We start from the raw sequence: 11,711 nt of genomic DNA, 5'->3' as shown, positions 1-11,711 counted from the left end.
ATGATTGATGCGGCGGCACAATGACGGGACGCAGGCGGTTTGAGAAGCACCGACACCGAAGTTTTCGGATGCAGAATTGCGCTGCCCGACGGCGCGACATGTCGATGCAGGCGAAGCGGCGGGCTGCGATGGTCCCAGCGATCAGCGCGAGCGTTTCGGCAGCTTTGGGAGCTTGGCGGGATCGAACGCCGGGATCTGCCCGGTTTGTTCAGGTGCCGCCGCCGGCTGTTCCGTCAGAATGAGCGTTCCCTGGAGGACGACGCCCCCTGCCTGCCCGGCCGTCGCCGTGTAGGTCGCGATCTTGTCGGGGCACGTGCCCTCGATGTCCAGCGTCAGTTCGTCATAGACGCCGAAGACGGTGACACGTCCTTCGGTATGACGCTTCGTCGACACGGTCGCGGTGAAGCGATCGCCGTCGACCTTGCAGGAGCCATGATACGTCATCAGGCTGTCGCGGCCCCAAATCTGGCCGTCTGCAACATGGACGATGCCGGTGCCCTGGTCGAATGGCGTCTTGTACCACGCCGCGTAGGTACCATCCTTCAGCATGGGAGCAGTCTCCCTTGGTCTCCCCGCCCTGATCATCCGCACGGTCAGCACTAAGGAACGGTTAATCGCGCGGCCCGTGTGAATCCGGCCTCCAACGAGCGTGGGGCCGACGTCACCAGGCGTCCGCACCTCCATCCGGTCTCAGAATGTCACCCGCGCGCCCACATAGAACGCTCTTGGCCTGGCCGGGCTCAGCGAGCGCGGGTCGGTGAAGGGGCTTCCGCCGTTGGTGAAATTCGGCAGAGCGCCGGTGTCGAAGAACTGTCCGTAGGTCGCGTAGCGGTTGTCGAAGATGTTATCGACCTTGCCGTAGAGCTGGAGGTTCTTGGTGACCTGGTAGGACGTGTGCAGGTTGAAGACCGTGTAGGATGGCAGCTTCGAATATTGGTTGGATTCGTCGCCGACCAGGTATTGGCTGGAGACGAACAGCGCATGACCGCCAACCTTCCACTCATCGGTGACGGCATATTCGACACCGACCTTGACGCGGTGGCGCGGGATCGCGGGGATCTGGTTGCCGGGCAAAACCTGGATGTTGCCGTCGGCATCGGCGAACGGGCTGTTCGAGCCGAGCGTCAATGCGTCGAGAAAGCGGGCATCGACGAAGGTATAGCTCCCCTGGAACTGAAGCGTCGGTGACTTGATGTTGACCTCGGCCTCGAGCCCTTGCCGACGTGTCCTGCCGACGTTGGTGAAATAGCCAAAGCCGGTCCGGCCGGGAACGGGGACGGCCAGGATGTCATCATAGTTGGTGGCGCGGAAACCGCCGATCTTCCATCCGAGCGTGCCGATGTTCAGCTCCCTGGTCCCGCGCAGACCTGCTTCCACGGTCTTGGACACGACCTGCTTCAACGGCGGGTCGGAGACCAGGAATGCTGCGATGAGACAGGGATTGTTCGGATCGGCGCAGCCGAGCTCGAGCGGCGTCGGCACGCGGTTCGCCTCGGAGTAGCCGGCATAGGCGGTCAGCTCCGGCGTGATCTTGTAGGTCCCGCCGATCACCGGATTGAAGCGGGTGTAGGTGTAATCGCCGTTGAGCGCGGTGCCGAGCTGGTCCTCCAGCGTGATGCGCGCCACGTTGAAGCGGCCTCCGCCGGTAATCGCGAAGGCATCCGTGACGTTGAACGTATCCATCGCATACAGGCCGTTATATTGATTGACGGTCCGCAGCGAGACGGGACCGGCAAATCCGGTATCGATCGTACCGGTCGGCCCCAGGAAGAGGCCGCCGCCGCTCACGACATAATTCTCTCCGATCGAACCGATCTCGGCGGTGGCATCGTAGCGCGTGACGCTGGCATCATAGCTTGTCCCCATCACGAAGCGGTTCTCGTGCCCGAGCAACTGATCGGTGTTGGTGGCCTGCCCGGATACGCCAAAGCTGGTCGACCGTATCGAACTGCGGTCGATCTCGCCGAGGATCGTTCCCGACGCAAAGGGATTGCCAAGCTGCACGCCGTTCGTGCCATTCGCGGGCGTCGCGCCGTCGCCAAAGCACAGCAGCGTCGCGTCCGCCGTGCACGCGCCGACGTCGGTTGGATTGCCGTCGACGATCTTCTGCTCGTACCTGCGCACATGCGCGGTGCCTTCGAGCGTCCAGGTCGGCGTCGCATCGGCCTTGGCGGTCAGGTTGAGATAGCCGACGCGGTTGGAGCTGATCTGCGGTGTCGTGTAGGTCGCGCCCCAATATTGATCCAGCAGCTCTGCCGGAGCAGTGGCGTTGGCGCCGAAATCGTTCTTGGCGACCCCCATATTGACGTGGAATTCGCTGTCGCCCGCCTTGTAGCCGACGTCACTGTAGAAGCGCCGCACGTCCGATTGGGAAAAGTTGCGGAAACCATTATCGTGCAGGCCTTCGAGCGCGGCGTAGATGCCGTAGTTCTGGTCGACCTGCTTGCCCCATTGCGCCGAGCCCTGGAGGCGGCCGAACGAGCCGCCCATGACATCAAGCTCTGCGCCTTGATAGGTGAAGCCATCCTTCATTTGCAGATTGATCGCGCCCCCGAGCGCGTTGAGGCCGAAGGCGGGGTTGTTGGTCACCAGCGTCACCGACCTGATCGCTGCGGTCGGGATCAGGTCCCAATTGACGGCGTCCGAGAAGGCTTCGTTGATGCGCACGCCGTTCTGGTACACCGCGAGTCCTTGCGGCGTGCCTGTCACGGGCGAGGCGACAAAGCCGCGAAACTCGACGCTTGGCTGGAACGGGTTGCCGGTGACCTCGCTGATGCTGACCCCGGCGATGTTGTCGCGCAGCGCATCCGTGACGTTGAGCGAGCCGGTGCGCTTGATCTGGTTGGCGTCAACGGCGTTGATCGCCGACGGAACCTTGTCGACCTCGATACCCCTGCCGGTGCCAGGTGCTGTCGGATAGACGTAGATCCTGCCGGTCGCGGGCTTGCCGACGCTTGCAGCCGTCCGCGCAACCGGTCGTGACGGGGCACGTCGTGCGGTCGGCCGCGGCGCCACCACCTCGACCGCGGGCAGGTTCTGGACGTTGGTCTCCTCGTCCTGCGCAGCGCGGGCGTTGGTCCCGAAACAGGGGCCGGACACCAACCCGGCCAAGACCGAGGCCATCAGCAGACGTCGCCTGTGTCCCAGCTTGCGCATTCCTATCGCCCCACCCGTAACCTTCGGCTGTTCTGGTTTTCGCCGTTTGGTTGCGATGAGTGTAGTCGGCGGCAGCTCATGCACTAGCCACAAAAGGTCGGGCACGATCCGCTCCCGTTTTCCCGACGAAATCGGGAATTTTTCCCGATCGGGAATTTTCCTCGATTTAACCAGGCGCGATCAGGCCACCGGTCGGAACCAGCGCCTCCACGGTGACACCGCCCTCGCCCGACGCCACGTTGAGCGTGCCGCCCAGCGCCAGAATGCGCTCGCGCATGCCAACGAGACCGAAGCCGAGTTTTTGGCCCGGCTCCATGCCGTGGCCGTTGTCGCTGACCCGGACCCGGGCGCAACCGCGACCATTGTGCCCCGGCTGCTCCGCCGGCTCGATCACGACATTGATCGCGGTCGCGCCGGCGTGGCGGAACGCGTTGGTGAGCGCCTCCTGCACGACCCGGTAGATGGTGAGGTCGGCGGTCTCGCCCGTAACCCCCAGCGCCGGCGAGATCGTGGTCTCGATGGTCACGTCGGGATGCGATTCCCGCCACAGCCGCGACAGCGATTCCAGCGCCTTGCCAAGGCCAAGCTCGGCAAGGCCGACGGGCCGCAAGCGCTCCAGCACGCGACGGGTGAACTGCTGCAGCGCGTTGATCTGCTCGAGAAGCGCGCCGCCGTGTTTTCGCACCGCGTCTGCACTCGGCGCACGCCCGTCGACGAGCTTCGCCAAAGCGCTGGCATGCGCGCGCAGCGAGAACAGATAAGGCCCGAACTCGTCATGCAGCTCACGCGCGATCTCCTTGCGCTCGAGGTCCTGGAGCGACACCGCGCGCTCGGCAAGCCTTCGCTTGTCCTCGACCGCCTCGCCAAGCGTCGCCGCGAGATGATTGAGCTTGGTGCAGATCGCAGCCAACTCGGGCGCGCCGCCGGGCGTCGCGCGCGCGTCGTAACGGCCGCCCTCGAGCTCGCCCATCGTCTGTGTCAGCGACTCGAGCGGCGCAAGCGCCCGGCCGACGACATTCATCATCACCAGGAACAGCGCCAGCGCGATGACAGAGCCGACCTCGAGCTGCGTCACGATGGCGTCCCAGATCTCGGCGATCTCGTCATTGGGATGCGAGGTAATCACCAGCGAGCCGGGCTTGCCATGGACCGAGACCGGCACGCTGACCGCGGTCTGCTCAGGATGAACCAAGTTGACGAACCAGGCCGGCGGCCCTTGCGCATCGTCATCGGTCTCGGGCCGCGGTGGCGTCAGCGGGTTCCCGCCGGCGTCCCGGAGTGCAATGCTGACATGGCGGAGCCGATTGAGGTCACGCGCGATCTGGTTCAGCCTGGCATCGGGATCCGGCGCCTCGTTGAGATCGGCAACGATCATCTCGATGAACTCGCGCGCCAGCCGGATCACGCTCTGGTCCTCGGCCTGCACGCGGGGACCGGCCTCCGCGACCTGTCGGCCGATGTTGACGGCGAGCCCGAGCGCAAGCAGCAACGCCAGCAGGAGGTTGATGCGCCCGCGCAAGGATAGATTTTGCCACATTGCTTTCGCCTGCCCCACCAAGGATCGCTCGGGCCTGTCCGATAGCGTTGACAGAGACGAAGCGCCCGATATCTAATCGGAAGCGTACAGCAATCCCGGCCGGGTTGCATGACCCGACATGAGATGCGCGTCTGTCTCGTCCGGAATCATGCGGCACGTAAACAGGCCGGCGCTGTCACGGGGAACGCTTATGCGCATTCTGATCGTCGACGATCATCCCATTGTCGCCTCCGGCTGCCGCGCCGTGCTGGCCGACGAAGGCGAGATCGAGATTCTGGAGGCCGCCGACGCCGAGGACGGCGAGAGCATCTTCATCGTCGAGCGCCCCGATCTCTGCGTGGTCGACATCAACCTGCCGACCGTCTCCGGCTTCGAGCTCGCGCGCCGCATCCTCTCGCGCGCGCCGGAGGCCCGCATCATCATGTTCAGCATGAACGACGACCCGGCCTTCGCCGCGCGCGCGATCGAATGCGGCGCCAAGGGTTATGTCTCCAAGACCGGCGACCCCGACGATCTCGTCGAGGCAATCCGCACCGTCGGCGGCGGCGGCACTTACCTGCCGAGCGCGATCGCGCGCAGCATCGCCTTCGCAGGACCCGCGCTGGCGCAAAGCCCGCTGTCGAAGCTGAATGCGCGCGAGATGGAGATCTTGCGGCTGCTCAGCGCCGGAAAAAGCCTGTCCGAGATCGCCTGGCTGGTGCAATCGTCCTACAAGACGGTCGCCAACACCTCCTCGATCATGCGCCAGAAGCTCGGCGTGAAGACCTCGGTCGAGCTGGTGCGGCTGGCGATCGACAGCGGTGTGGCCTGATCTTGCGCCCGCTCTGGCGCGCGCCGCAAATTTCGGTCACACAAGCATTGCATTCTCGATGTGGTGAGATGCCACGGAGCACAACGGCATGACGATCCAGACTGTCTCGACCAACACTTCCTATGGCGGCGTCCAGGGCGTGTATCGCCATGCGAGCCAGGCGACCGGAACCGACATGGTGTTCTCGGTCTATGTCCCCCCGCACGCCGACGGCGCCAAGCTGCCTGTGGTCTGTTATCTCTCCGGGCTCACCTGCACCCACGCCAACGTCACCGAGAAGGGCGAATTCCGCAAAGCCTGCGCCGAGCTCGGCCTGATCTTCGTGGCCCCCGACACCAGCCCGCGCGGGCCCGACGTGCCGGGCGACGCCAACAATGCCTATGATTTCGGCTTGGGTGCCGGCTTCTATGTCGATGCCACGGAAGCGCCGTTCGCGCGCAATTATCGCATGTGGAGCTACGTCACCGACGAGCTCCCCAAACTCGTGGCGGGAATTTTTCCCGTCGATGCCAAGCGGCAATCAGTGATGGGCCATTCCATGGGCGGCCACGGCGCGCTCACGGTGGCGCTGCGCAACCCGCATCGTTATCGCGCGGCCAGCGCCTTCGCGCCGATTGTGGCGCCGTCGCAGGTGCCGTGGGGCATCAAGGCCCTGACCGGCTATCTCGGTCCGAACAAGGATGCCTGGCGCAGCCATGACACGGTGGCGCTGATCGAGGACGGCGCGAAGTATTCCGGCTTCCTGGTCGACGTCGGCGAGGCCGATAATTTCCTGAAGGAGCAGCTTCGTCCGGAACTGCTCGAGGCCGCTTGCAGCAAGGCCAACATCCCGCTGACGCTGCGGCGTCAGCCGGGCTACGACCATAGCTATTATTTCATCTCGACCTTCATGAGCGACCATCTGCACTGGCATGCGGAGAGATTGAAGGGGTGAGTTTTCGACTCTATCCTACTCCGGCTTGCCGTAATTCGGCGCGAGCAGGCGGTTGCGGATCAGGTAGCTCATCGTGCGCGACCAGGATTCATCGGTGTTGCCGCGCATGTCGGCGCTCGCCGCCGTGATCATGTTGCCGGTCTTTACGTCGCGCAGATAGATGTTGAGATTGATGATCAGGTTCGAGACCTTCTGCACCATGCCGGTGATCTCGAGGTCCGCCCCGAGCTGCCCGGCAAGCTTGAGATCGCAACCGCCGCAGGCCTGCAGATTGCCGTGACGGGCGGCATCCCGCACCGGCGCGATATCGAGCAGCTGGAACCGGCCTGATTCAACCAGTTCTTTGCGCAGCTGGTCACTGATGTGCGCAAGCCGCGCCTCCTCCGGCTTCGAGCCGTAGAACTCGCCGGGCAGGCTGGTGTCGATCAGCTCGAAATCGAACACGGCGAGCTTTGGCGGATCGGCGGCGGCCTGCGAACCCATCAGCAGCAAGGCTGCGAAACATATCAGCGCTCGCATGATCGTGATTCCGCTTGCCATGTCGCGACGACCAAATGCGGGGTTGCAAGCCCGGCCAAATCCGTCATGCTTCAGGAGAGACAATTCTTCACCGACGGTCAAGCCGGGGAGAACGTCAGGAGGAAGCATGATCCGATGGTTGCTCGGCCCGATCGGTCTGTGTCTGGCGGCAGCGCAGGCGCTCGCGGCCGACCCGGTCACGATCGGCGTCGGCTATCTCGGTCTAGCCGGCACCAGATCGACGCTCTCGCTGGTCGAGCAGCCCGCGGACAATGACGGCGTCGCCGGCGCGAGGCTCGCGATCGATGACAACAACACCACCGGAAAATTCCTCAACCAGCGCTTCACGCTGGAGGAACGCCGCATCAAGGAAGGGGAGGACGTGGTCCAGGCCGCGGCCGCGCTTGCCGAGCACAACGGCTTCATCGTCGCCGACTTGCCGGCCGATGCACTTCTGAAAGTCGCCGACGCCTTGCGCGATCGCGGCACCTTGCTGTTCAATGCCGGCGCCATCGACGAGCGGCTGCGCGAGGCCGATTGCCGCGCCAATGTCATCCACGCCGCGCCGACGCGCTCGATGCTGGCCGATGCGCTCGGCCAGTACCTGGTGTGGAAGCGATGGCCGCGCTGGCTGCTGGTGGTCGGCTCGCATGACGAGGACAAGCTCTACGCCGATGCACTCCGTCGCGCCGCCACGCGGTTCGGCGCCAAGATCGTGCAGGAGCGCACCTTCGAAGACGCCGGCGGCGCGCGCCGCACGGACTCTGGTGTGACGCTGATCCAGCGCCAGATGCCCGTGTTCACGCAGCAGGCGCCCGCCTACGACGTGCTGGTCGCCGCCGACGAGAGCGAGGTGTTCGCAGCCTATCTGCCTTACCGCACCTGGGATCCCCGTCCCGTCGCGGGCTCGGCCGGCCTGGTGCCGCGCAGCTGGGACGCCGCGCAGGACCAGTGGGGCGCGACGCAGATGCAGAACCGCTTCATGAAGCTGAATTCGCGGCGCATGACCGCGCTCGACATGCAGGCCTGGACGGCGGTGCGCATGATTGGCGAGGCCACCTCGCGCACCAATTCCGGCGACGTCAAGAAGGTCACCGATTTCATCAAGGGACCGGATTTCTCCGTCGCCGCCTTCAAGGGCACCAAGCTGACGCTGCGCGACTGGAATCTCCAGCTCCGCCAACCGATCCTGCTGGTCGACGGCCGCATGGTGGTGTCGGTGTCGCCGCAGGAAGGATTTCTGCACCAGGTCTCCGAGCTCGACACGCTCGGCTACGATCGCCCGGAGAGCAAATGCAAGCTGAAATGAGCAATGTGATCCGAAGGAGCCGTCGCAGAGATGGTGCGCTCCCTCCCCTGCCCGCGGGGGAGGTAAGAACCGCCCGCGGACAGATGTTACGTATGCTGATGACAATGGTGCTCGTCGCACTCGCGTTCGTCGCAGCGCCCGCCCACGCCTTCATCGCCTATGTCTCGAACGAAAAGAGCAACACGGTGTCGGTGATCGACACCGACAGTTGGACCGTGACGAAGACCATCAAGGTCGGCCAGCGCCCGCGCGGCATCGAGTTCAGCCGCGATGGAAAGTTCGTGATGGTCGCGGTCGGCGACGACGACACCATCCAGCTGATCGACGCCAAGACGCAAGCGGTTGTCGACACCCTTCCCTCCGGTCCCGACCCTGAATTGTTCACCCAGGATGCCGCCGGCAAAACGCTCTATGTCGCCAACGAGAACGACAACACGGTGACCGTGATCGACCTGGAGAAGCGCGCGCGTCTCGGCGACATCCAGGTCGGCGTCGAGCCGGAGGGCATGACCATCAGCCCGGACGGCAAGATTCTGATCAACACGTCGGAAACGACCAACATGGCGCATTTCATCGACACCGCGTCGCGCCAGATCGTCGCCAACGTGCTGGTCGATGCCCGGCCGCGCTTTGCCGAGTTCAAGCACGACGCGTCCGAATTGTGGGTGTCCTCCGAGATCGGCGGCACCGTGTCGATCGTCGACCCGCAGAAGCACGAAGTGATCGGCAAGGTCAATTTTGAGATTCCCGGCTTGAGGAAGGAGGCGATCCAGCCAGTGGGCATCGGCATGACCAAGGACGACAAGACCGCCTTTGTTGCGCTCGGCCCCGCCAACCGCGTCGCCGTGGTCGATATCGCTTCGCGCAAGGTGACGAAATATCTGCTGGTCGGTCAGCGCGTCTGGCACATGGCGTTCACGCCGGACGAGAAATACCTGCTCACCACCAATGGCGTGTCGAACGACGTTTCCGTCATCGACGTCGCCGCGCAAAAGGTGATCAAGACCATTCAGGTGGGCGAACTGCCCTGGGGCATCACGATCGCGCCATGACCAGCCCCGCCCCCATCGCCGAACCTCGCGAGACACCACGCCCTGATCCGGCCGCGGTGCCGGCGCTGTCGATCGACGGCGTTAGCCATTCCTATGGCGCGCGCCGCGCGTTGGTAGACGTCTCCTTCAACGTGCAGCCCGCGAGCTTCACCGCCCTGCTCGGCCTCAACGGCGCAGGCAAGAGCACGCTGTTCTCGCTGATCACGCGGCTGTTCGGCATCCAGACCGGGCGCGTCGGCATCTTCGGCCATGATATCAGCCGCACGCCCGGCGAGGCGCTGCGGCTGCTCGGCGTCGTGTTCCAGCCACGCACGCTCGATCTCGATCTGTCGCTGACGCAGAACCTGCTCTATCACGCAGCCCTGCACGGCATCAGCCGTCGCGAGGCGGCGGCGCGCAGTGCCGAGCTGCTCGCGCGCATTGGCCTCTCCGACCGCGCCGGCTGCAAGGTGCGCGATCTCTCCGGCGGGCAGATGCGGCGGCTGGAGATTGCCCGCGCGCTGCTGCACCGGCCGCGGCTGTTGCTGCTGGACGAGCCGACCGTCGGGCTCGACGTCAAGGCGCGGGCCGACATCATCAGCCATGTCCGTCAGCTCGTGACCGAGCAAGGCATCGGCGTGCTCTGGGCCACGCATCTGTTCGACGAGATCTTGGCCGGCGACGATCTCGTGGTGCTGCACCAGGGCAAGGTGCTGGCGCAGGGCCCGATGAGCCGCGTCATCACCGAGGCCGGCGCGCAGGACGTCAACACCGCCTTCATGCGCCTGACCGGCGCGCAAGTGATGCCGGGGGGCGGCGCATGAGCAGCATCACCACGCACAACGCGCCGCGCGGCTTCTCGGCCTCCGAGTACATGACCTGCCTGACCGGCATCGTCTGGCGCGAGGGGCTGCGTTTCCTGCACCAGCGCGAGCGTTTCGTCTCGGCGCTGGTGCGGCCGCTGGTGTGGCTGTTCATCTTCGCCGCCGGCTTCCGCCAGGTGCTCGGCATCTCCATCATCCCGCCTTACGAGACCTACATCCTCTACGAGGTCTTCATCGCGCCGGGGTTGATGGCGATGATCCAGCTCTTCAACGGCATGCAGTCCTCGCTCTCGATGGTCTATGACCGCGAGATGGGCAATATGCGCACGCTGCTGGTGAGCCCGCTGCCGCGCGGCTTCCTGCTGTTCTGCAAGCTGCTCGCGGGCACCGCGGTGTCGCTGCTCCAGGTCTATGCGTTCCTGATCATCGCCTGGTTCTGGGACATCACCCCTCCGCCGGTCGGCTATCTCACCGTGCTGCCGGCGCTGATCCTGTCCGGGCTGATGCTGGGCTCGCTCGGCATGCTGATCTCGTCCGGCATCAAGCAGCTCGAGAACTTTGCCGGGGTGATGAACTTTGTCATCTTCCCGATGTTCTTTGCCTCCTCCGCGCTGTACCCGCTGTGGCGGGTACAGGAGGGCAGCCCTTATCTCTACTATGTCTGCCAGGCCAATCCGTTCACCCATGCGGTGGAGCTGATCCGCTTCGCGCTGTACGGACAGATCAACTGGGTCTCGCTGACCGTGGTCGGAGCTTGCACAATCGTCTTCATGGTCGCCGCGATCTATGCCTATGATCCCTCGCGCGGGCTGGCACGGCGCGGGCCTGCGGGAGGCGAAGGATGACGGTTCGGACACTTGCCATGGCAGCGCTAGCGTTGGCGATCTCGGCCACAGCCGTGCGCGCGGCCGATCCGCGCTATCCCGACTGGCCCTGTTCGCAGGCCAAGGTACCCGAGATCTCGCTCGCGGCGGTCTGGGCGGGCCCTGCGCTCGACGACGCCGCGAGCAAGTGGAAGGACGACAGCAAGGTCAGCGCGCTGGTCTCGAAGCTGGCGGCACGCAAGACGCCGCTGGATGAAGCCGAAAAGTCGGTGAAGGAATTTTTGACCGGGTCTGCCGCCGACAAGACCACCAACGCAAAACTGCTGTTCGCCGGCCTGTTCGACACGCTGAACGCCCAGCGCTCCCAGGTCATGAGCGGGCTCGAGCGCGTCAGCCGCAAGCAGCGCGAGGCCGCCGACAAGATCCGCGAGGAGACCATCCAGCTCCAGGCGCTGCAGGACGCAACGCCGCGCGACGACACCAAGGTCGACGCGATGAGCAACGAGCTGATCTGGGAGACCCGCATTTTCGAGGACCGCCGCAAGGTGGTGCGTTTCGTCTGCGAGGTTCCGACCACGATCGACCAGCGCTTGTTCGCGCTCGGCCGCGTCATCCAGCAGGAAATGGAGTAGCGTTAGCCCTGCTGACGGCTTTCATGAAAGTTCCCGCGATATCAACGCGATCATTCATGTTTGCCGGGCTATCTGCCGGAACCAAAACGATCTAGGATGGCTTGTCGATGTGAATCTCCAGGAACGGGAGGCCT

General features: G+C 64.6%; 11 protein-coding genes. 7 read left to right on the top strand and 4 right to left on the bottom strand.

The annotated features are described in order from the left end of the window. Positions 1–141 precede the first annotated feature (141 nt). The 3 genes from JJC00_RS13005 to JJC00_RS12995 all read right to left on the bottom strand — a co-directional run bounded on the left by JJC00_RS13005 (position 142) and on the right by JJC00_RS12995 (position 4,693). A complete protein-coding gene (locus tag JJC00_RS13005) occupies positions 142–549 on the bottom strand; it encodes a hypothetical protein (RefSeq protein ID WP_200472931.1) in 408 nt (135 codons plus the stop codon). 141 nt (positions 550–690) lie between these two features. Further along, positions 691–3,156, bottom strand: coding sequence for a TonB-dependent receptor (locus JJC00_RS13000; RefSeq protein ID WP_200472930.1), 2,466 nt, complete (start codon positions 3,154–3,156; stop codon positions 691–693). Positions 3,157–3,322: 166 nt separating this feature from the next. Next, positions 3,323–4,693 (bottom strand): histidine kinase, encoded by a 1,371-nt coding sequence (locus tag JJC00_RS12995; RefSeq protein WP_200472929.1) that lies wholly within the window; start codon positions 4,691–4,693, stop codon positions 3,323–3,325. A gap of 190 nt (positions 4,694–4,883) precedes the next feature. On the opposite strand from JJC00_RS12995, the gene JJC00_RS12990 reads away from it, so the two are divergent. Together JJC00_RS12990 and fghA are read left to right on the top strand one after the other, a co-directional pair. Then, the gene (locus JJC00_RS12990) at positions 4,884–5,504 is read left to right on the top strand and encodes a response regulator (protein ID WP_200472928.1); all 621 of its coding nucleotides are present in this window, start codon (positions 4,884–4,886) and stop codon (positions 5,502–5,504) included. Positions 5,505–5,592: 88 nt separating this feature from the next. Continuing rightward, positions 5,593–6,438 carry an S-formylglutathione hydrolase gene (fghA, locus tag JJC00_RS12985; RefSeq protein ID WP_200472927.1) on the top strand — a complete coding sequence of 282 codons (846 nt, stop codon included), beginning with the start codon at positions 5,593–5,595 and terminating at the stop codon, positions 6,436–6,438. Between the two features lie 15 nt (positions 6,439–6,453). Here the strand turns inward: fghA and JJC00_RS12980 are convergent, their stop codons facing one another. Further along, positions 6,454–6,957, bottom strand: a complete 504-nt coding sequence (locus JJC00_RS12980) for a DUF3280 domain-containing protein (protein ID WP_200472926.1) — start codon at positions 6,955–6,957, stop codon at positions 6,454–6,456. 127 nt (positions 6,958–7,084) lie between these two features. Between JJC00_RS12980 and JJC00_RS12975 the strand changes: the two genes are divergently transcribed. The 5 genes from JJC00_RS12975 (at position 7,085) to JJC00_RS12955 (ending at position 11,577) form a co-directional block, all read left to right on the top strand. Further along, positions 7,085–8,266: an ABC transporter substrate-binding protein gene (locus tag JJC00_RS12975; RefSeq protein ID WP_200472925.1), complete on the top strand. Its 1,182-nt coding sequence runs from the start codon at positions 7,085–7,087 to the stop codon at positions 8,264–8,266. Between the two features lie 83 nt (positions 8,267–8,349). Beyond that, on the top strand, positions 8,350–9,318 hold the full coding sequence (locus tag JJC00_RS12970; RefSeq protein WP_200472924.1) for a YVTN family beta-propeller repeat protein: 969 nt from the start codon (positions 8,350–8,352) through the stop codon (positions 9,316–9,318). After that, positions 9,315–10,121: an ABC transporter ATP-binding protein gene (locus JJC00_RS12965; protein ID WP_200472923.1), complete on the top strand. Its 807-nt coding sequence runs from the start codon at positions 9,315–9,317 to the stop codon at positions 10,119–10,121. Before JJC00_RS12970 ends, JJC00_RS12965 begins: the two co-directional genes overlap by 4 nt. Next, entirely contained in the window at positions 10,118–10,966 is an 849-nt protein-coding gene (locus JJC00_RS12960; protein WP_200472922.1) for an ABC transporter permease, read from the top strand. Before JJC00_RS12965 ends, JJC00_RS12960 begins: the two co-directional genes overlap by 4 nt. Next, positions 10,963–11,577: a hypothetical protein gene (locus JJC00_RS12955; RefSeq protein ID WP_200472921.1), complete on the top strand. Its 615-nt coding sequence runs from the start codon at positions 10,963–10,965 to the stop codon at positions 11,575–11,577. Before JJC00_RS12960 ends, JJC00_RS12955 begins: the two co-directional genes overlap by 4 nt. Positions 11,578–11,711: the final 134 nt, after the last annotated feature.

This window comes from Bradyrhizobium diazoefficiens (genome assembly GCF_016616885.1).
GTDB classification, from domain to species: Bacteria; Pseudomonadota; Alphaproteobacteria; order Rhizobiales; family Xanthobacteraceae; genus Bradyrhizobium; species Bradyrhizobium diazoefficiens_F.
The sequence above is the reverse complement of the archived record's forward strand: the minus strand, read 5'-3'. Positions and strand labels throughout refer to the sequence as shown.